The organism is Micromonospora sp. DT15 (assembly GCF_049841475.1).
Lineage (GTDB): Bacteria > Actinomycetota > Actinomycetes > Mycobacteriales > Micromonosporaceae > Micromonospora.
Genome location: NZ_JBNCKJ010000006.1, coordinates 1 through 19,026, shown reverse-complemented (window position 1 = coordinate 19,026; position 19,026 = coordinate 1). Strand labels below are relative to the sequence as shown.

Genomic DNA, 19,026 nt, shown 5'->3' with positions numbered 1-19,026 from the left:
GCGCGAAGACTGATCAAACGCGGCAAGCGGGCCCCGCAGTCGCGAGCGAAAGGCAACCAACGCAATGATGGGCGACGTGGACGACAAGAGCCTGACCGAGAACAGCGCCGCCACCAACCGGACGAGCCTCTGGGGTGGCCGGTTCGCGGGTGGCCCCGCCGAGGCGCTCGCCCGACTGTCGGTGAGCGTGCAGTTCGACTGGCGCCTGGCCCCGTACGACATCGCCGGTTCCCGGGCACATGCCCGGGTCCTGGCCGGCGCCGGCCTGCTCGATCCGGAGGAACTGGGCCGGATGCTGGCCGCGCTGGACGACCTGGAGGCCGCCTGCGCCTCCGGAACGTTCCGCCCCACCATCGACGACGAGGACGTGCACACCGCGCTGGAGCGCGGTCTGCTGGAGCGTCTCGGCAGCCTCGGCGGCAAGCTGCGCGCCGGCCGGTCCCGCAACGACCAGGTCGCCACCGACCTGCGGCTCTACCTGCGCGACCACGCCCGGGGCGTGGCCAGCCGCCTGGTCGAGTTGGCGGAGGCGCTGGTCGAGCAGGCCGAGCGGCACATCGACACCGCCGCGCCGGGCATGACCCACCTCCAGCACGCCCAGCCGGTCACCTTCGGGCACTGGCTGCTCGCCCACGTGCAGCCGCTGCTGCGCGACCTCGAACGGCTGCGCGACTGGGACCACCGGGCGGCGATCAGCCCGCTCGGCGCGGGCGCCCTGGCCGGTTCGGGGCTCCCACTGGACCCGGTGGCGGTGGCCAAGGAGTTGGGCTTCCGTACGTCGTTCGCCAACTCGATGGACGCCGTCGCCGACCGGGACTTCGTGGCCGAGTTCCTCTTCACCACCGCCCTGATCGGGGTGCACCTGTCCCGGCTCGGCGAGGAGGTGGTGCTCTGGACCTCGCACGAGTTCGGCTGGGTGGAGCTGGACGACTCCTTCGCCACCGGCTCGTCGATCATGCCGCAGAAGAAGAACGCGGACATCGCCGAGCTGGCCCGGGGCAAGTCCGGGCGTCTGGTCGGCGGCCTGATGACAGTGCTCACCATGCTCAAGGGCCTGCCGATGACCTATGACCGGGACATGCAGGAGGACAAGGAGCCGGCCTTCGACGCGGTCGACACCCTGGAGCTGCTGCTTCCGGCCCTGGCGGGAATGATCTCCACGATGACGGTCCGGGTGGACCGCCTCGTCGCCGCCGCCCCGGTCGGCTTCTCCCTCGCCACCGAGGTCGCCGACTGGCTGGTCCGACGCAATGTGCCGTTCCGCGACGCGCACGAGATCACCGGCCAGTTGGTGGCGCTGTGCGCTGCTCGGGAGTGCGAGCTCAACGACGTCTCCGACGAGGACCTGGCCACGATCAGCGGGCACCTCGACCCGTCGGTGCGCGACGTGCTCTCGGTCCGTTCGGCTCTCGCGGCCCGGACCACCCCCGGTTCCACCGGCCCCGGCCCGGTCGCCGACCAGCTCGCCGCCGCGGCGGACCGGCTGGCCGGCTGGCGGGAGTGGGCCACCGAGCGGGTCGTTCCGCGCTGAGCCGTGCCGTGGCGTCGGCGCCTGCCGCCGGCGCCGCGGCGGTTCAGGCCGTCGGGCGCTCCCGCTTGGGGAGCTTGGCCACCACCATGTCGTACGACGAGTCGACAGCCTCGGTCAGCTCGTCGTCGTCGATCCCGCCGTTGAGGCGCAGCGTGTTCCATCCGGATCGGCCGATGTAGGCCATCACGCTGGCGTCGTCGGGGTGCCGGTGCAGCCACTCGTCGGCCGCCTCCCGGGTCGCCCCGCACTTGATGCCGACCGTCGGCTTGCCGCTGTCACTGCCGAGGAACGCGAAGATGCGGCTGCCCACCTTCACCACCTCGTCGCCCTCCCACGGCTGGTCCAGCCACGCTCCCGGCTTGGCCAGGCAGTACGCCAGCATCTCCGCGCGCTCCATGGGTGCCTCCTCGTCGTGCGCACAGTGTGCCCGCCCGACTGCTGGCGCACACGCGCCGTGCCGGTCCGACGGGCGCGGTCGTCAGGAGGTCTGCTCGGCCGAGCGGGCGGCGACCCGCTCGTAGCGCTGCCGGGCCGCCTGCGCGCTGCCCAACCCCAGCCCGTACGCGATCGCCTGCCAGGTCAGCCCCCGGTCGCGGGCCAGCGTCAGGAGGCCGGCCTCCAGTGCGTCCAGTTCGGCGCGGACGTGGGGCAGCAGGGTCAGCGCGGCGGTCAGGTCGGCGGCGTCGATCGGCTCCTCAGCGGGTTCGCGTTCGGCCCCGCCGGCGGCCAGCGCGGTGACCAGGGCGACCGCCTCCCACGGGTCGAGCACGTACGGGTGGGCCCACCGGCCCCGCCGCGTGTCGGTGCCGGCATGCCGTTCGCTGATCCGCTGCAATGCCTCGTGGGTGCGGTGGGCGCGGGCCCGGCCCGGGTCCGGCGCGGTGAAGATGTCCTCGGTCGTCATACCCCGAGCACATCGCATGAACGCCTGATTGTCAACAGAATGTTGAAGCCTGGCGGCACGGGCATGCCGTGCCGCCAGGCGACGCCTCAGCGCACCAGGTTGAACTGGCGCTCGCCGAAGATGGGTGTGCAGTACGGGTCACAGGGGCTCGCGGTCACCACACCGAACGCGACGCCCGCTGCGAACGGGCGCTCGACCGGGATCACCGCGACCCGCACCTCCTGGGTGCCCTCCGCGCAGGTGACCCTCCGAACCGTCGTGCCCGCGCGCATCGTCTGGCCGACCGCCTGCGCGACCTTGACAGTGACGTCGAACTCGAGGGCCTTCGAGCAGGTCACGGTGACCGGCACGATCGCCGCCGCGCCGTTCGCCTCGATCTTGCCCGTTGCGCCGACCGCGATCGTGGGCAGCGCCGCGTTGTCGGCCTGCGCCGCGGCCCGCAGCGGGACGCTCGCGCTGGCCGACGGGGTGAAGGCCAGGGTCGCGGCTGCCGCGATCAGGCCGGTGGCGATCAGTGGTAGCCGGATGCTCCGTACGGTCATGGTGAATTCCTCCCGTGATGTCGTCGCCCCGTGCGACGACATCGGGAACACTCCCGAGCCGAGGGTCCGGTTTCACTGTTCGGCCGACTGTCTGGTGTGCGACGTGAGCCTTGTTCGGGCCGGCGCTCAGCGGTCGGCGCGCCCGGCCGGGTGCCGGGGAACCGGGATGGGTACGGTCGGAGTCATGGCCCTGTCGTCCGGTGACCGCAGCACCGACACCGACCTGGCGGCGCTGGCGGACCTGCTCGCCGGTCCGGTGCTGCCGGCGGCGCGTGGGCTGCTGGGCTGCCGGCTGTCCGCCGGCGGGGTCACCGTCCGGATCACCGAGGTCGAGGCGTACGCGGGCAGTGGTGGCGATCCCGCCTCGCACGCCCATCGGGGCCGCACCCCGCGCAACGCCGTGATGTTCGGCCCCGCCGGGCACGCCTACGTCTACTTCACCTACGGCATGCACTGGTGCGTGAACGTGGTCACCGGGGTCGAGGGGGAGGCTTCCGCCGTGCTGCTGCGCGCCGGCGCGGTGGTCGACGGGCTGGCCACGGCACGGGAGCGCCGGCCGGCCGTCCGGCGGGAGGTGGATCTGGCCCGCGGGCCCGCCCGGCTCTGCTCCGCGCTCGGCATCGACCGTGAGGCGTACGGGGCGGACCTGCTCGGCGACGGCCCGGTCCGCCTGCGGCCGCCGGCCGATCCGGTGCCGCCGGAGACGGTGGTGGCCGGTCCCCGGGTCGGGGTGACCGGCGCGCACGATCTGCCCTGGCGGTTCTGGCTGGACGGCGACCCGACGGTCAGCGCCTACCGCAGGCACGTGCCGCGCGTCCGAAGCTGACCCACCTGCGGCGTGTGGGCGGCGGGGGTTGTCGGAGGGTGTGGCCATAATCACCGGACCTGCTCACCGACGGTTCGGAGGACGTTATGGCGACACTGCTCGCGATCGGCACAGCCAAGGGATTGTTTCTCGCCACCAGCACCGACGAGCGGCGCAGTTGGGAGATCACCGGTCCGCACTTTCCGATGACGGGCGTCTACGCGGTCGCCGTCGACACCCGACGGTCCACCCCGCGGCTGCTCGCGGGCATGACCAGCTCCCACTTCGGCCCCAGCGTCGCCACCAGCGACGACCTCGGCGCTTCCTGGGACGAGCCCGACCAGGCGCCGGTCGCGTTTCCGGCCGACACCGGCGTCTCCCTCGGCCGGGTCTGGCAGCTGACGCCGGCCGGCCCCGACGAGCCGGACGTGGTCTGGGCCGGCACCGAGCCCTCCGCGTTGTTCAGGTCCACCGACGGTGGCCGCAGCTTCGAGCTGGTCCGTTCCCTCTGGGACCACCCGCACCGCCCGCAGTGGGAGGGCGGCTTCGGTGGTCAGGCCGTGCACACGGTGCTGCCTCACCCGCGTGACCCGGCTCGGCTGCTGGTCGCCATGTCCACCGGCGGCGTCTACCGCTCGGAGGACGCAGGCGCGAGCTGGGCGCCGGGCAACACCGGCATCCGCGCCTACTTCATGCCCGACGAGTGGCCGGAGTTCGGCCAGTGCGTGCACAAGGTAGCCCGGGACGCGGCCAACCCCGAGCGGCTGTACGCGCAGAACCACCACGGCGTCTACCGTTCCGACGACGACGGGCGCACCTGGTCCTCGATCGCCGACGGGCTACCCAGCGACTTCGGCTTCCCGATGGTGGCCCACCCGGGGCGCGGCGGCACTGTGTGGACCTTCCCGTTGGTGGCCGACGGCGAGCGGTTCCCGACCGACCACCGCTGTCGGGTGTTCCGTTCCGTCGACGCCGGCGGCAAGTGGGAGCCGCTGTCGGTGGGGCTGCCCGAGGGCCCGTTCTATCCGGCGGTGCTGCGCGACGCGATGTGCGCCGACGACGCCAGCCCCGGTGGGGTCTACTTCGGCACCCGCTCCGGCTCGGTCTTCGCCAGCCGCGACGAGGGTGACTCCTGGTCCCTGATCGCGGCGCACCTGCCCGACGTGCTCTGCGTCCGCGCCGCGGAGGTCTGAGCGTGGTCACCGTGCTGCTACCCGGCCCGCTGCGCGGCGAGGCCGGGGGCGCGAGTCGGCTGACCGTCACCGCCGCCGGGACGCTGCGGGCGGTCCTCGACGAGATGGCCGTCGCGCACCCCCGGCTGGGCCGGCGCATCCGCGACGAGCGTGGTGAGCTGCGCCGCTACGTCAACGTCTTTGTCGACGGGGAAGACTGCCGGCACTCCGGTGGCCTGGCCACCCCCGTCGAGGACGGCGCGGAGGTGCAGGTGCTGCCGTCGGTCGCGGGCGGCTGAGGGGGCCGACACCGAGGGGAGACCATCGACCTGATGTCCGCTTACGGAGGTGACCGGCGCCACTGCGAGGCGTACCGCCGACGGAATAGTTGCGTCGTCAAATAAGTTGTGAGCTGCGTCCGGGTACCACGACGGCACCCGGTTGACACGCGAGGAGCTGGTCATGCAGTTCGGAATCTTCACCGTCGGTGACGTCACGGTCGATCCGACCACCGGTCGGGAGCCGACCGAGCGTGAGCGGATCAAGGCGATGGTCGCCATCGCGTTGAAGGCCGAGGAGGTCGGCCTGGATGTCTTCGCCACCGGCGAGCACCACAACCCGCCGTTCGTGCCGTCGTCACCGACCACCATGCTCGGCTACATCGCGGCGCGTACCGAGCGGCTGCTGCTGTCCACCGCCACCACGCTGATCACCACGAACGACCCGGTGAAGATCGCCGAGGACTACGCGATGCTCCAGCACCTCTCCGACGGCCGGGTGGACCTCATGATGGGCCGCGGCAACACCGGCCCGGTCTACCCGTGGTTCGGCAAGGACATCCGCGCCGGCATCCCCCTGGCCATCGAGAACTACGACCTGCTGCACCGGCTGTGGCGCGAGGACGTGGTCGACTGGAAGGGCAAGTACCGCACCCCACTGCAGTCGTTCACCTCGACGCCGCGCCCGCTCGACGGCGTGCCCCCGTTCGTCTGGCACGGCTCGATCCGCAGCCCGGAGATCGCCGAGCAGGCCGCCTACTACGGTGACGGCTTCTTCGCCAACCACATCTTCTGGCCCAAGGAGCACACCCAGCGGATGATCGCGCTCTACCGCCAGCGGTACGCGCACTACGGCCACGGCTCCGCCGACCAGGCCATCGTCGGCCTCGGTGGGCAGGTGTTCATGCGCCGCAACTCGCAGGACGCGGTCCGGGAGTTCCGGCCCTACTTCGACAACGCCCCGGTCTACGGGCACGGGCCGTCACTGGAGGACTTCACCCGGGAGACCCCGCTGACCGTGGGCAGCCCGCAGCAGGTCATCGACCGTACGCTCGGCTTCCGGGAGTACGTCGGTGACTACCAGCGGCAGCTGTTCCTGATGGACCACGCCGGGTTGCCGCTGAAGACCGTGCTGGAGCAGCTCGACCTGCTCGGCGAGGAGGTCGTGCCGGTGCTGCGCAAGGAGTTCGCCGCGAGACGTCCGGCGCACGTGCCGGCGGCGCCGACGCACGCCTCGCTGGTCGCCGCCGCCGGCGGCGCCAAGGACAGCACAGTGCACGCCGTCGACGACGTGACGGGCAAGGCGCCGGAGGGGGCGACCCGATGACTCACCGCACCCTGGCCGTGATCTCGGCGGGGCTGAGTCAGCCCTCGTCGACCCGGCTGCTCGCCGACCAGCTCGCCGCGGCCACCCGCGACGAGTTGGTCCGGCGCGGCTCCGACGTGGAGCTGCACGTCGTGGACCTGCGCGAGTACGCCCACGACGTGGTGAACAACATGCTCACCGGGTTCGCGCCGGCAGCGCTGCGCGAGGTCGTCGACACGGTGACCGGGGCGGACGGGCTCATCGCCGTCACCCCGATCTTCAGCGCCTCGTACAACGGGCTGTTCAAGTCCTTCTTCGACGTGTTGGATTCCGAGTCGCTGGTCGACCGGCCGGTGCTGATCGGCGCGACCGGCGGCACGGCCCGGCACTCGTTGGCACTGGAGCACGCCGTCCGCCCGATGTTCGCCTACCTTCGGTCGGTGGTCGTCCCGACAGCGGTCTTCGCCGCTCCGGAGGACTGGTCCGACGGCACCGCCGACGGCGCGTTGCGCGCCCGGATCCGGCGCGCCGCCGGGGAGTTGGCCGACCAGATCGAGCGGCGGCCGCCGGCCACCGGGCCGGCCGATCCGTTCGCCCTCACCACCGACTTCCTGCAGATGCTCGGCCGAGGCGACGGAGCGCCGGTCAGCTGACCGGGTGGGCGACCAGCACCGGGCAGTGCGCGTGCTGGATCGCCGCCTGGCTGACCGAACCGAGCAGCATCCCGGTGAAACCGGCCCGGCCCCGGGTGCCCACGACCAGCAGCGCCGCCGTGCCGCTGGCCTCGATGAGCCCCTGGGCCGCGCCGGCTGCCCGGAGCGGATGCTCGCGCACCACCAGGTCGGGGTGTTCGGCGCGCACCACGGCGGAGGCGTCGGCCAGGAGCCGCACCACGTCGGCCTGGTACGCGGCCTGCGACTCCTCGATCTCCTCCGGCACCGTCCGGTCCCCGTCCGCAGGGCCGACGTGCACCAGCACGAGCGGCACGTCCCGCAGCGCCGCCTCGTCGGCGCCCAGGCCCACGGCGAGCCGGGACGACTCGGATCCGTCGACGCCGACGAGCACCGGGGCGTCCACCGGGATCGGCTGCTCGTCCGGGCGGATCACCAGCACCGGGCAGTGGGCGTGCGCGGCCACCTGCGCGCCGACCGAGCCGAGCAGCAGGCCGGTGAACCCACCCAGACCACGGCTGCCCACCACGACGAGGTCGGCCTGGCGGGACTCCTCGATCATGGTGGCCCCCGGGCCCCCGAGGACCTGACGCACCTCGGCGGCGAGGCCGGGCCACCGGTCGGTCAGCTCGGCCGCCGTGCGCTCCAGCATCTGCTGCGCCTCCGCGGAGGGCGGTGGCACACCGATGTCGTACGGGTTGAGCGGCACGCCGTAGCCGAAGGGGTGCAGGTAGCCGTGCACCAGGCGCAGCGTCCGGGACCGGAGCAGCGCGGCGTGGGCGGCGTGCTCCGCGGCGACGAGGCTGGACGGCGATCCGTCCACGCCCACCACGACAGGTCGGTTCATCGGCACTCCCTGGGTCGGTCAGCCCATTGTCGGCGGTGCGCAGCCGTCACGACGCCGAACGCGCCGGCACCGGCCGACCGGCCAGGCGGGTGACGTGATACCGGACGCGGGTCCGCGCCGGCCGTGGGGGAACGGCCGGCGCGGACGGGACGAGGGGTCAGTCCTTGCGGTCCTCGCGGCGGTGCCGAACGACCACCACCGGGCTGTGCGAGTGGTGCAGCACCGTGTGACTCACCGAGCCGAGCAGCATGCCGGCCAGCGCGCCACGGCCGCGTGCACCGACCACGGTGAGCTGCGCTGAGGCCGACTCCTCCACGAGCATCCGCGCCGGCGCGCCGTACGCCACTCGGCGCCGCACCGGCACGTCGGGGTAGCGCTCGGACCAGCCGGCGATCGCCTCGGCGAGCACCCGCTCCTCCTCCGCGGCGAGCGCCTCCACGTCGAAGGCCACCGGCAGGAGGTCGCTCGGCGCGACCGGGATGATCCAGGCGTGCACGGCCACCAGGTCGGTGCCCCGCAACGAGGCTTCCTCGAAGGCGAACCCCAACGCCTGGGCGGACAGGTCCGAACCGTCTACCCCGACCAGGACCGGCCCGTCGGCGCGCGCCTCACCCTTGACGACCAGCACCGGGCAGTCGGCGCGGGCGGAGACCTGCACCGCCACCGAGCCGATCAGCAGCCCGCCGAAGCCGCCCAGGCCCCGGCTGCCGAGCACCAGCAGCGCCGCGTCCCGGGCCTCGACCAGCAGCATCGGCGTGGGCGCGCCCTCGACGATCGCGCCGGTGACGGCGAGCTCCGGTGCGACCTTGCCGGCCTCGGTCACCGCCTCGGCGACCAGCTGCTCCGCCTGGCGCCGGAACCCGGCGTTGACGGGAGCGCCCGGCGCCGGCTCCAACGACACGCCGTAGAGCGACCAGATGAACGCGTGCACCACCCGCAGCGGGCGGCCCCGCGTCGCGGCCTCCCGGGCGGCGACACGCACCGCCTCCAGCGCCGATGTCGAGCCGTCCACAGCCACCACCACTGGGGCACCGGATCTGTTGATCATCACGTCCTCCTTCGTTCCGTTTTCATCCTCCTGCAATGCGGGCCGGACGGTCAGGGGCGGACGGTAAGGGACCGGGGGCCATTGGTCCCGTCGACCCGGTCGCTCGGCGGGGTCGGACGGCGACGGGCCAGCCACAGCACCAACCCGGGCAGGGCGCTGACCACCGCGCAGGCCAGCAGTACGGTCGGTGCCAGGGGGTCGGTGCCGAGCAGGTCCCGCAGCGGGGCGAACAGCACCCCGCCGACCTGCAGCAGCGCCGACACCGCGACCGCGACGAGGAGGCCGGGGTTGCCGCGCCGCGCGCCTGCCGGCCGGGGCGCCCGGACGGCCAGTGCCACGCCGAGCTGGGCCAGCCCGAGCACCACGAAGACCACCGACTGCCAGGGCAGGTCCCGGTCGGCGGCGACCACACCGGCGCCCAGCACCACGGCGGCGATCAGCGCGCCGGTGACCAGGACGTCCCGACCGAGCCCGGCGCCGAGCACCGACTCCTGTGGCGAACGGGGCGTCCGGCGCAGGGTGCCGGGTTCGGCCGGCTCGGCACCGAGGGCCACCCCGGGCACCCCATGGGTCAGCAGGTTGATCCAGAGGATCTGTGCGGGTTGCAGTGGTACGGCCAGCCCGAACAGCGGGCCGATGAGCATCACCAGGATCTCGGCCACCCCGCCGGAGAGGGCGTAGCGCAGGAACCGGCGAATGTTGTCGTAGATGCGGCGGCCCTCACCGATGGCGGCGGCCACTGTGGACAGGTCGTCGTCGACGAGGACCAGATCGGCGGCCTGCCGGGCGACCTCGGTGCCGCCACCCATCGCCACCCCGATGTCGGCGCGGCGCAGCGCCGGCGCGTCGTTGACTCCGTCGCCGGTCATCGCGACCACGTGACCGCGGGCCTGCAGGCCCGCGATGATGTCGAGCTTCTGTTCCGGTTGGGTCCGGGCGAAGACGCGGGTGTCCGGGTGCGCCGTCGAGTCGTCGTCGCCGCGGGCGAGAGGATCACCGTCGTGCCACAGGCCCAGCTGGGAGCCGATCGCGGCGGCGGTGGCCGGGTGATCGCCGGTGATCAGCAGCAGCCGTACCCCGGCGGCGTCGAGGCTCTCGGCGATCTCGGGTGCGCCGGCGCGCAGCGGGTCACCGACGGCGACCAGCCCGAGCGGGCGCAGGCCGGTCGGCGTGGCAGGGTCCGGCGACGTGTCCGACAGCGCGGCGGCGACGGCGAGCACCCGCAGGCCCTCCCCGGCGAGCCGGTGGGCGGTGCGGGTCAGCGCGGCGATCTCATCGTCGGTGGCGTCGAGCAGGGACGTGGTGAGGACGCTCTCCGGGGCGCCCTTGCAGACCACGAGATTGCGCTGGTCGCAGGAGCGGTGCACGGTGACCATCCGCCGTTGGGCCTGGTCGAACGGGTGCTCGGCGACCCGCGGCCAGGCGGCGCGGGTGTCCTGGGGGTCGAGGCCGCACCGGGCCGCGAAGGCCACGAGCGCCGCTTCGAGAGGATCCCCCACGGCACCCCAGTCGCGTCGTTCGTCGTCCGGAGGTGACAGGGCGGCGTCGTTGCAGAGCAGCCCGGCCCGCGCCAGCCGGCGGAGTTCCTCCGGTACGGCCACCGGCGCGCCATCCTGGTGCACGGCGCCGTGCGGGGCGTACCCGCTGCCGGTGACCTCGTACCGCCCCCCGTCGGCGGTGGCGACCTGCTGCACCGCCATGCGCCCCTCCGTGAGGGTGCCCGTCTTGTCGGAGGCGATCACGGTCACCGAGCCGAGTGTCTCCACCGCGTGCAGCCGACGCGGAATGGCGTGCGCGGCGGCCATCCGGCGCGCGCCCAGCGCCAGCGCCAGGGTCACCACCGCCGGCAGCGACTCGGGTACCGCCGCGACGACCAGGCTCACCGCCGTGATGGCCATGTCGACCACCGGTCGACCGCTGAGCACCCCGATCGCGAAGACCAGCCCCGACAGGACGACCGCGACCAACCCGAGCGTGCGGCCCAGGGCGGAGAGCCGGCGCTGCAGGGGAGTGGCGCCGGGCCGCGTGCCCGCCACCAGGGCGCTGATCCGGCCCAACGCGCTCGCCGGCCCCGTCCGGATCACCGTGCCGTCCGCGCGTCCGGTGGTGACCACCGTCCCGGCCAGCGCCTCCTGACCGACGGTCCGCCCCACCGGCACCGACTCACCACTCAACGCGGATTCATCCAGTTGCAGCCGGTTCGCCTCAACCAGCAGCAGGTCGGCCGGCACGATGTCGCCGGCCTCGATCCGGACGAGATCGCCGTGGACCAGGTCGGCGGCGGGGACGGCCAGGTCCCGGCCGTCACGGACCACCCGGGCGGTGGGAGCGGCGAGCTGGCCCAGCGCCGCGATGGCGCGGTCCGCGCGGATCTCCTGCACCACCCCGATGATCGTGTTCACCAGCACGACCAGGACGATCACCGCGGTGTCCGGGTAGTCGCCGAGCAGCGTGGTCACCACCGCGGCGGCGAGCAGCAGGGCCACCAGTGGGTCCGTGAGTTGGTGCAGCACCCGTACGGCCGCATGCCGGCGCGGCGGTGGCGCCACCGCGTTGGGTCCGTTCACCCGCAATCGGGCGGCGGCCTCTGCCGCGTCGAGCCCGACCGCGACGGGCACATCGATCGTGCCCTCCAGCGTCCGGCCCGGACCGCCCGTCTTCGCCACCAGTGACCTCCCCGTCCCGCGCGGCGCGTCACCGGCACGCCGTCCGTCTCACCATCCCGCTGAGTGATCACCCAGGGCAGAGGCGTTGCGCCCGAGGGGCCCGGGACCAAAGACCCGAGTCCCGATTGTACGGGAGTACGTTTGTACGTACTATCAACCTATGACCACCATGGAGTCGCGGCTCGCCGCGCTGGAGACGCAGTTCGCAGCCTTGAGTGAGCGCCTGGCAGCGGCGCCACCAGCGCCGCCCGCATCCGAGGGCACCTTCTGGGCCCTCGACGGCCTCAAGCAGCGCCTGCCACCCGAGGGCACCGGCGCGGTCCTCTACACCGGCACCGTCCGCGTCGCCGGGCAGCACTACGACTGGCAGTACGGCCGCACCGTCGACGACGTGCTCGCCGCGGACTGGACGGAGCTGGCCAGCACGCTCTCCGCGTTGGCCCACCCGGTGCGGCTGCGGCTGCTGCGCGAGATCCTCGACGGCCGGCACAGCACCAGCGAGCTCGCCGAGATCGAGGAGCTGGGCACCACCGGCCAACTCCACCACCACCTGCGCCAGATCACCGCCGCCGGCTGGCTGCGCAGCGCCGGCCGGGGTCGGTGGGCCGTCCCCGCCGAACGCGTGGTGCCGCTGCTGACCATCCTCACCGCCGCCGGCCGCTGACCCACGCCCGCAGCACCGACAGCCCGCACGACGAACAGGAGGGAGGAACACCATGCGCCGAACGACAGTGATCACCATCGTCGTCGCGCTGATCGCCGGCCTCGCCGGAATCGCGCTCATGCCCCGGGTGGCCCACCTCGGCGCGCAGACCACCGGCGACGCCGATCTGGCCGCCGCCGCACGCGCGGCCGTACGCGACCCGTCGGGACACCGCGGGCTCGCCGTCGCACTGGTCGAGAACGGCCGGATCCGCACCGCCGGCCTGGGTGACCGGGACCGGACCGGCCAGCCCGTCGAGCCCGGCACCGCGTTCGAGATCGGCTCGGTCACCAAGGCGCTCACCGGCATGCTCCTCGCCGACCAGACCGCCGCCGGGGTCGTGCACCCCGACGACCGGCTCGACGCCACGTGGTCCACGCTCACCGGCCCCGCCCGCGACGTCACCCTCGCCGAGCTGTCCAGCCACCGGGCCGGCCTGCCCCGGCTCGCCCCCGGCTCCGTCCTGGGTTGGGCGCGCATCCTCTGGTCCAACGTCTCCGGCGGCAACCCCTACGCCGGGCAGGACCTTGACACCATCCGGAGTGTCGCCAACCGGGTCACCCCCGACACCGACGACCGCGGCGAGGTCCACTACTCCAACCTCGGCCCGTCCGTGCTCGGCCACGCGCTCGCCGCGAAGGCCGGCGTCGCGTACCCCGAGCTGCTGCGGGCCCGGCTGCTCCAGCCGCTCGGCATGGACGCCACAGTCATCGCCACCCACGCCGACGACCTACCGGCCGACCGCGCCCACGGCGGCCGAGCCGCCGGCCGGCCGCTCGACCCCTGGTCGGGACAGGGGTACGCGCCGGCCGGCATCGGCCCCTGGTCCACCGCCGAGGACCTGGGCCGGCTGGCCGCCGCGACCCTCGCCGGCACCGCGCCCGGCGCCGACGCCACCACCGCCCGTTTCCGCGAGGACGGGAACACCCGCGTCGGATACGGCTGGTTCACCACCCGGCACGGCGACCACGAGGTGATCTGGCACAACGGCGCCACCGGCGGGTTCCGGTCCTACATCGGCCTCGAACGGGCCACCGGCCGGGCCGCGGTGGTGCTCGGAAACACCGACAAGGGTGTCGAGTCGATCGGCCTGCGGCTGCTCGGCGTACCGCAGAAGGAGGCGGGGGAGGCGACACCGGCGGCGCCCGTCTGGATCGGCGCCGGCCTGGCGATGGCCTTCACCTTCCTCGGCGGCCTGTCCCTGCTCCGCACCGCACGCCGCCGCGAACTGGACCGGGTGACAGTGATCGCGGCGGTGGTGTGGGCGTTCGCCTATCTCGGGTTGGCGCACCGGATGGGCGACTGGTCGGCGGTGCCGGCATGGCTCTGGCCGCTCGGGGCCGGTCTGTCCGCGGTGGGAGCGACAGTGGCCGTGACCCGGTGGTCCGCCCTGCCGGTGGTCGACGCGCGGGTGCCGTGGCGTCGCCTGCTGTCGGTGGCCAGCTCCCTGCTCGCCGCCGTGCTGGCGGTGGCTGCCGTGAGTGACTGAGCGAGTCGCGCGGGCCCGCCGTTGCGTACCCTCGGCCGATGACTTCTGATCTGCGGCTGCGCCCGGTCCTGGAGGACGACCTCGTCGAGTTCTTCCTGTTCCAGCAGGACCCGGAGGCCAACCGGATGGCCGCGTTCGGCCCGAAGGACCCGTCCGACCGTCGGGAGTTCGCCGCACACTGGGCCCGGGTGCTCACCAACCCGCAGAACCTGGTCCGCACCGCCGAGGTCGACGGCGAGGTGGTCGGCTACGTGACCGCCTTCCCGGTCGGCGACCAGACCGAGGTCAGCTACTGGATCGACCCGGCACGTTGGGGTCGGGGCCACGCCACGTCGGCCCTGGCCGCCCTGCTGCGCGAGCTGCCCCGGCCGGTGCACGCCCGCACCGCCAAGGACAACGCCGCCTCCCTCGCGGTGCTGCGCAAGTGCGGGTTCGTGGTGGTCGGTGAGGACTCGGGGTACGCCAACGGTCGCGGCGAAGACGTCGAGGAGTGGCTGCTGGAGCTGCCCGCCGACGCCCCTGACCTGGGCGGGCACTAGTCTCGCGACGTGAACTGGTTGGATCTCGTCGGCTGGGCCGGCTCCGCGGTGCTGGTCTGGTCGCTGCTGCAGTCGCGCGTGTTGCGACTGCGCGCGATCAACCTCGTCGGCTGCGTCGTGCTGATCGGCTACAACGCCGCGATCGAGGTCTGGCCCATGGTCGGGCTCAACGTCGTGCTCGCGGTGATCAACATCTGGTACCTGCGCGGGATGCTCGCCACCCGGCACGACGAGAAGACGTACCAGGTGGTGGAGGTCGGCGTCGGCGACCAGTTCCTCGCGCACACGCTGCGGGTGCACGCCGCCGACATCGCCCGGTTCAATCCCGGCTTCCGCTGGGATCCGGAGGCGTCAGGGCGCTCGGCGTTCCTCGTGGTCACCGCTGACGAGGTGGTCGGGGTGGTGCTGGCGCACGCCGAGGCGCCCGGCGTCGCCCAGATCGACCTGGACTATGTGACCCCGAAGTTCCGTGACTTCACCCCGGGTGAGTTCGTCTACCGGCGCAGCCACCTGTTCACCGAACGCGGCTTCCACCGGGTGGTCAGCCCGCCCCGGATGGTGGCCCCCTACTACCACCGGCTCGGCTTCCGCCCGGACGGCGACTCGTACGTCCTCGACCTGCCGGCGTCGCCAACGCCCCAGTCGGCCTGACCCACCGATGCCCCGGTCGGCGTAGCGTCACCGTCGTCCGGTTCGGCGTAGCCTCGCCGGAGCAGGATTCGGCCGGCGCCGGACGGGGCAAAGACACGCCTACGCCGGGCGGGCTCGCCGACCGGCGGGTGCCGCGCGGGGCAGCCGGTGCCACCACCACGAGGGAGCGAACCGGGCGTGCAGAGCTACGGGAGCCAACTGGCCCTGGTCGGAGTCCTGGTCGTGATCAACGCGCTCTTCGCGGGCAGCGAGATGGCGTTGGTGTCGCTGCGAGACAGCCAGATCCAGCGGCTGGAGCGCACCAGCCGGGCCGGACGGGTGCTGGCCAGGCTCGCCAAGGACCCGAACCGCTTCCTGGCCACCATCCAGATCGGCATCACCCTCGCCGGTTTCCTGGCCTCCGCCGCCGCGGCGGTCTCCCTGGCGAAACCCCTGGTGCCGTTGCTCGGGGTCTTCGGTGGCGCCGCCGAGACGGTGGCGATCGTGGCGGTCACCCTCGCGCTGACCTTCGTCACCCTGGTCTTCGGCGAGCTGGCGCCCAAGCGGATCGCCATGCAGTCCGCCGAACGGTGGGCGCTGTTGGTGGCCCGCCCGCTCGACCTGCTCGCCAGCCTCACCCGGCCGGCGGTCTGGGCCCTCGGCGCCACCAGCGACGTGGTGGTCCGCCTGGTCGGGCTCAACCCGAAACACGAGCCGGAGGAGATCGGCCCGGACGAGCTGCGCGACATCGTCGCCGGCAACCACGGCTTCACCAAGGAGCAGCGCACCATCATCGCGGGTGCGGTGGAGATCGCCGATCGGCGGTTGCGGGCTGTCCTCGTACCCCGGTTGCAGGTCTTCACGCTCGACAGCGGGACCACGGCGGAGGCCGCGCGGCTCGTGCTGGCCGCCACCGGGCACTCCCGGGCTCCGGTCGTGCGCCACGGCGGCCTGGACGACACGGCCGGAGTGATCCACCTGCGTGACCTGGTGGGTGTGCCCGACGACCGCCCGGTCGACGAGATCGCCCGACCGCCGATGCTGCTGCCCGACTCGCTGCCGGTGGTGGAGGCGCTGCGCCAGTTCAAGGCCGAGCGTCAGCACATCGCGCTCGTCGTGGACGAGCGCGGCGCCGTCGACGGCATCGTGACGCTGGAGGACATCCTGGAGGAGATCGTCGGTGAGATCTACGACGAGACCGACCGGGATGTGCGTTCGGTGCGGCGTGACCCCGACGGTGCGCTGGTGCTGCCCGGCACCTTCCCGGTGCACGACCTGCCGGACATCGGCGTGGAGCTGCCGTCGCGCCCGGCCGGTGACTACACGACAGTCGCCGGGCTGGTACTGGCCCGGCTTGGGCACATCCCCACCGTCGCCGGGGAGGACGTCACGCTCGACGGTTGGGTGCTGATGGTGGCCGGCATCGACCACCGGGCGATCACCGAGGTACGGCTCAGCCGCGTACCCGATGAAGCCGACGGCGACGCCGACGCCGACCAGCCTGCGGAGCCGGTGCTGGATGAGGCCCGCAGTTGACCGGTGCGGCGAACGCCGTCGCTCAGGCGGGCGAGAGGTTCTGTAGCCGGACCTGACCACGGGCGACCAGCTGCTCGTCGGCGTCGGTGATCTCCACCTGCCAGAGCTGCTGGCTGCGGCCCCGGTGCACCGGGGTGCCGATCGCCCTCAGCTCGCCTTCCCGGACGGCCCGCAGGAAGTCGGTCTGGTTCGACACCCCGACCACAGTGCCCCGGTCGGCCAGCCAGAGGGCGCCACCCACGCTGGCCGCGGTCTCCACGACCGAGCAGTACACCCCGCCGTGCTGGATGCCGAACGGCTGGTGCAGCTGCGGGCCGACCTGCCAGCTGATGACCACCCGGTCGGCGCTGGCCTCCTCGAACTTGAGGCCGAGCAGGGCGACGAAGCCACCCGTCAGGTCCGGAATCTCCATGGCAAGGCCCTCCTCGATCAACTGGCGCAAGCCTAGCCGGGGCGGGTTGCGCCAAACCCGGTATGGGTTGGCGCCGGCGATGGGGGAGAATCGGTGACCGTGACCGACAGCAGCCCCCCGCCGCCCGGGCGGGACTCCCTGACCGATGACCTGCTCTGGCGTGGCCTGATACAGGACTCGACCGGCCTCGACGAGCTGCGCGAGCTGCTCGACGGTGGGAGTGCCGCCACGTACTACGTGGGCTTCGACCCCACCGCGCCGAGCCTGCACGTCGGCAACCTCATGCAGGTCCTCATGGCCCGCCGGCTGCAACTCGCCGGCCATCGCCCGTTGCTGCTGGTCGGCGGAGCGACCGGGCAGATCGGTGACCCGAAGGAGAGCGCCGAGCGGGCGCTCAACCCGACCGAGGTGATCGCCGGCTGGGTCGAGCGGATCCGCGACCAGCTCGCGCCCTTCGTGTCGTACTCCGGCGAGAACGCGGCGCAGTTGGTCAACAACCTGGACTGGACCGGCGAGATGTCGATCGTCGAGTTCCTCCGCGACGTGGGCAAACACTTCCCGGTGAACAAGATGCTCGCGCGGGAGGTGGTGCGGGCCCGGCTGGAGACCGGCATCAGCTACACCGAGTTCAGCTACCAACTGCTCCAGGCCAACGACTTCTTCGAGCTGCACCGCCGGCACGGCTGTCAGCTCCAGTTCGGTGGCTCCGACCAGTGGGGCAACATCACCGCCGGCGTCGACTACGTACGCCGACGGGGCGCGGGGCCGGTGCAGGCCTTCACCACGCCGCTCGTCACCAAGTCCGACGGTACGAAGTTCGGTAAGAGCGAGGGCGGTGCCGTCTGGCTCGACCCGACGATGACCAGCCCGTACTCCTTCTACCAGTTCTGGCTCAATGTCGAGGACCAGGAGGTCGACCGCTACCTGCGGTACTTCAGCTTCCGCACCCGCGACGAGCTGGAAGAGCTGGCCAAGGCGACAGCCGAACGGCCGGCGGCCCGGCTGGCGCAGCGGGCGCTCGCCGAGGAGCTGACCACACTGGTGCACGGTGCCGACGAGACCCGACAGGCGATCGCCGCCAGTCAGGCGCTCTTCGGCCGTGGATCGTTGGACGAGTTGTCGCCGGAGACCCTGCGCGCGGCCCTGGCCGAGGCGGGCCTCGTACGCCTCACCGGCGAATTGCCGGATGTGGCGGGTCTGCTGCGGGACTCCGGTCTGGTGAGTGGCCTCAAGGAGGCTCGGCGGGTGATCGCCGAAGGCGGCGCCTACGTCAACAACAACCGGGTGACCGCTGTGGACGCCGGGGTGTCGCCGGCCGACCTGCTGCATGGGCGATACCTGGTGCTGCGCCGGGGGAAGCGTTCGTTCGCGGGCGTTGAGCTGGGTGAATAGCCACCTGTCGACGATGTGACGGGGGACGCGTCCGGCGGATTTGACGATCATCCCGCCGGACGCGTAACTTTCTCTCTGCCAGCGCGGAACGGACGAAACAGGCGAAAGCCTGAAGCGGCCGGAGCGCAGGCCAACGGCCTGGGGGTCGGGTGGGCACGCCCACCGGAGCCCCAACCGGGAGGTGCCACCAGAAACGCCGCGAGGCGGATTTGGCGCTGCGAAACCGACCGGGTATGGTTACGAACCGGCAGGGCACCGGGCGGGTCGCGGGAAATCGCGACGGCCGGCCTGCCGAACCCATGACAAGAGCGGCGCAAGCCGGTCGCGACATGGTGCCCGCGTTATCGGGTTGAAGCATGACGAACCGCGAAATATCGGTTTGACAGGGCGGAAACGAGCGGGTAACGTAGTAAAAGTGCCTGGCGCTGAAAGCGCGGGGCGCGAAGCGGTAAAAGCCCCGGTTGGGGTTCCACTGAGTGTGGGGCTTCTGGTCGGTGTGTGGTTGTTCTTTGAGAACTCAACAGGGTGCTTGTAAAGCCAGTGCCAATTATGATT

General features: G+C 72.6%; 19 protein-coding genes. 12 read left to right on the top strand and 7 right to left on the bottom strand.

Translation table 11 applies throughout. From position 1 onward, the window contains the following. Nucleotides 1-67: 67 nt before the first annotated feature. On the top strand, nt 68-1,531 hold the full coding sequence (gene argH, locus ACLQ3F_RS14750; RefSeq protein ID WP_357201303.1) for an argininosuccinate lyase: 1,464 nt from the start codon (nt 68-70) through the stop codon (nt 1,529-1,531). Between the two features lie 43 nt (nt 1,532-1,574). Here argH and ACLQ3F_RS14745 read toward each other — a convergent pair whose 3' ends face one another. From ACLQ3F_RS14745 to ACLQ3F_RS14735, 3 genes are all read right to left on the bottom strand, one after another. Beyond that, complete coding sequence (locus ACLQ3F_RS14745; RefSeq protein WP_425849347.1) at nt 1,575-1,928, bottom strand: MmcQ/YjbR family DNA-binding protein; 354 nt, start codon at nt 1,926-1,928, stop codon at nt 1,575-1,577. Nucleotides 1,929-2,009: 81 nt separating this feature from the next. Continuing rightward, nucleotides 2,010-2,435: a DNA-binding protein gene (locus ACLQ3F_RS14740; protein WP_357201296.1), complete on the bottom strand. Its 426-nt coding sequence runs from the start codon at nt 2,433-2,435 to the stop codon at nt 2,010-2,012. Between the two features lie 86 nt (nt 2,436-2,521). Continuing rightward, nucleotides 2,522-2,977: a hypothetical protein gene (locus ACLQ3F_RS14735; protein WP_355009154.1), complete on the bottom strand. Its 456-nt coding sequence runs from the start codon at nt 2,975-2,977 to the stop codon at nt 2,522-2,524. 184 nt (nt 2,978-3,161) lie between these two features. Here ACLQ3F_RS14735 and ACLQ3F_RS14730 point away from each other — a divergent pair, with 184 nt between their 5' ends. The 5 genes from ACLQ3F_RS14730 to ACLQ3F_RS14710 all read left to right on the top strand — a co-directional run bounded on the left by ACLQ3F_RS14730 (nt 3,162) and on the right by ACLQ3F_RS14710 (nt 7,191). Further along, on the top strand, nt 3,162-3,803 hold the full coding sequence (locus ACLQ3F_RS14730) for a DNA-3-methyladenine glycosylase (RefSeq protein ID WP_357260294.1): 642 nt from the start codon (nt 3,162-3,164) through the stop codon (nt 3,801-3,803). An 86-nt stretch (nt 3,804-3,889) separates the two neighbouring features. Beyond that, complete coding sequence (locus ACLQ3F_RS14725; protein ID WP_425849344.1) at nt 3,890-4,975, top strand: WD40/YVTN/BNR-like repeat-containing protein; 1,086 nt, start codon at nt 3,890-3,892, stop codon at nt 4,973-4,975. 2 nt (nt 4,976-4,977) lie between these two features. Further along, nucleotides 4,978-5,253 carry a ubiquitin-like small modifier protein 1 gene (locus tag ACLQ3F_RS14720; RefSeq protein ID WP_357201284.1) on the top strand — a complete coding sequence of 92 codons (276 nt, stop codon included), beginning with the start codon at nt 4,978-4,980 and terminating at the stop codon, nt 5,251-5,253. Nucleotides 5,254-5,416: 163 nt separating this feature from the next. Further along, nucleotides 5,417-6,559, top strand: coding sequence for an LLM class flavin-dependent oxidoreductase (locus ACLQ3F_RS14715; RefSeq protein WP_355009150.1), 1,143 nt, complete (start codon nt 5,417-5,419; stop codon nt 6,557-6,559). Further along, on the top strand, nt 6,556-7,191 hold the full coding sequence (locus ACLQ3F_RS14710) for an FMN reductase (RefSeq protein ID WP_425849340.1): 636 nt from the start codon (nt 6,556-6,558) through the stop codon (nt 7,189-7,191). The genes ACLQ3F_RS14715 and ACLQ3F_RS14710 overlap by 4 nt, the downstream gene beginning before the upstream one ends. Here the strand turns inward: ACLQ3F_RS14710 and ACLQ3F_RS14705 are convergent. The 3 genes from ACLQ3F_RS14705 to ACLQ3F_RS14695 all read right to left on the bottom strand — a co-directional run bounded on the left by ACLQ3F_RS14705 (nt 7,184) and on the right by ACLQ3F_RS14695 (nt 11,770). Further along, nucleotides 7,184-8,062, bottom strand: a complete 879-nt coding sequence (locus ACLQ3F_RS14705; protein WP_425849338.1) for a universal stress protein — start codon at nt 8,060-8,062, stop codon at nt 7,184-7,186. The genes ACLQ3F_RS14710 and ACLQ3F_RS14705 overlap by 8 nt on opposite strands. A gap of 151 nt (nt 8,063-8,213) precedes the next feature. Next, on the bottom strand, nt 8,214-9,104 hold the full coding sequence (locus tag ACLQ3F_RS14700) for a universal stress protein (RefSeq protein ID WP_425849335.1): 891 nt from the start codon (nt 9,102-9,104) through the stop codon (nt 8,214-8,216). Nucleotides 9,105-9,154: 50 nt separating this feature from the next. After that, nucleotides 9,155-11,770, bottom strand: coding sequence for a cation-translocating P-type ATPase (locus ACLQ3F_RS14695; protein WP_425849332.1), 2,616 nt, complete (start codon nt 11,768-11,770; stop codon nt 9,155-9,157). 160 nt (nt 11,771-11,930) lie between these two features. On the opposite strand from ACLQ3F_RS14695, the gene ACLQ3F_RS14690 reads away from it, so the two are divergent. The 5 genes from ACLQ3F_RS14690 to ACLQ3F_RS14670 all read left to right on the top strand — a co-directional run bounded on the left by ACLQ3F_RS14690 (nt 11,931) and on the right by ACLQ3F_RS14670 (nt 16,667). Further along, a complete protein-coding gene (locus ACLQ3F_RS14690; RefSeq protein WP_425849330.1) occupies nt 11,931-12,434 on the top strand; it encodes an ArsR/SmtB family transcription factor in 504 nt (167 codons plus the stop codon). Nucleotides 12,435-12,486: 52 nt separating this feature from the next. Next, entirely contained in the window at nt 12,487-13,962 is a 1,476-nt protein-coding gene (locus ACLQ3F_RS14685; protein ID WP_425849328.1) for a serine hydrolase domain-containing protein, read from the top strand. A 38-nt stretch (nt 13,963-14,000) separates the two neighbouring features. Then, nucleotides 14,001-14,501 (top strand): GNAT family N-acetyltransferase, encoded by a 501-nt coding sequence (locus ACLQ3F_RS14680; RefSeq protein ID WP_425849324.1) that lies wholly within the window; start codon nt 14,001-14,003, stop codon nt 14,499-14,501. A gap of 9 nt (nt 14,502-14,510) precedes the next feature. Then, on the top strand, nt 14,511-15,152 hold the full coding sequence (locus ACLQ3F_RS14675; RefSeq protein WP_425849321.1) for a hypothetical protein: 642 nt from the start codon (nt 14,511-14,513) through the stop codon (nt 15,150-15,152). Nucleotides 15,153-15,329: 177 nt separating this feature from the next. Further along, nucleotides 15,330-16,667, top strand: a complete 1,338-nt coding sequence (locus ACLQ3F_RS14670) for a hemolysin family protein (protein WP_425849318.1) — start codon at nt 15,330-15,332, stop codon at nt 16,665-16,667. A 22-nt stretch (nt 16,668-16,689) separates the two neighbouring features. Here the strand turns inward: ACLQ3F_RS14670 and ACLQ3F_RS14665 are convergent, their stop codons facing one another. Continuing rightward, entirely contained in the window at nt 16,690-17,079 is a 390-nt protein-coding gene (locus ACLQ3F_RS14665; protein ID WP_355009142.1) for a PaaI family thioesterase, read from the bottom strand. Nucleotides 17,080-17,178: 99 nt separating this feature from the next. Here ACLQ3F_RS14665 and tyrS point away from each other — a divergent pair, with 99 nt between their 5' ends. Further along, entirely contained in the window at nt 17,179-18,471 is a 1,293-nt protein-coding gene (gene tyrS / locus ACLQ3F_RS14660; RefSeq protein ID WP_357206815.1) for a tyrosine--tRNA ligase, read from the top strand. The last annotated feature ends 555 nt before the right edge of the window (nt 18,472-19,026 follow it).

Coding starts and splice junctions, on each gene's coding strand:
- ACLQ3F_RS14665 (WP_355009142.1), bottom strand. CDS start 17,079: ATGGAGATTCCGGACCTGACGGGTGGCTTCGTCGCCCTGCTCGGCCTC.
- argH (WP_357201303.1), top strand. CDS start 68: ATGGGCGACGTGGACGACAAGAGCCTGACCGAGAACAGCGCCGCCACC.
- ACLQ3F_RS14735 (WP_355009154.1), bottom strand. CDS start 2,977: ATGACCGTACGGAGCATCCGGCTACCACTGATCGCCACCGGCCTGATC.
- ACLQ3F_RS14745 (WP_425849347.1), bottom strand. CDS start 1,928: ATGGAGCGCGCGGAGATGCTGGCGTACTGCCTGGCCAAGCCGGGAGCG.
- ACLQ3F_RS14690 (WP_425849330.1), top strand. CDS start 11,931: ATGACCACCATGGAGTCGCGGCTCGCCGCGCTGGAGACGCAGTTCGCA.
- ACLQ3F_RS14740 (WP_357201296.1), bottom strand. CDS start 2,435: ATGACGACCGAGGACATCTTCACCGCGCCGGACCCGGGCCGGGCCCGC.
- ACLQ3F_RS14685 (WP_425849328.1), top strand. CDS start 12,487: ATGCGCCGAACGACAGTGATCACCATCGTCGTCGCGCTGATCGCCGGC.
- ACLQ3F_RS14700 (WP_425849335.1), bottom strand. CDS start 9,104: ATGATCAACAGATCCGGTGCCCCAGTGGTGGTGGCTGTGGACGGCTCG.
- ACLQ3F_RS14715 (WP_355009150.1), top strand. CDS start 5,417: ATGCAGTTCGGAATCTTCACCGTCGGTGACGTCACGGTCGATCCGACC.
- ACLQ3F_RS14730 (WP_357260294.1), top strand. CDS start 3,162: ATGGCCCTGTCGTCCGGTGACCGCAGCACCGACACCGACCTGGCGGCG.
- ACLQ3F_RS14680 (WP_425849324.1), top strand. CDS start 14,001: ATGACTTCTGATCTGCGGCTGCGCCCGGTCCTGGAGGACGACCTCGTC.
- ACLQ3F_RS14725 (WP_425849344.1), top strand. CDS start 3,890: ATGGCGACACTGCTCGCGATCGGCACAGCCAAGGGATTGTTTCTCGCC.
- ACLQ3F_RS14710 (WP_425849340.1), top strand. CDS start 6,556: ATGACTCACCGCACCCTGGCCGTGATCTCGGCGGGGCTGAGTCAGCCC.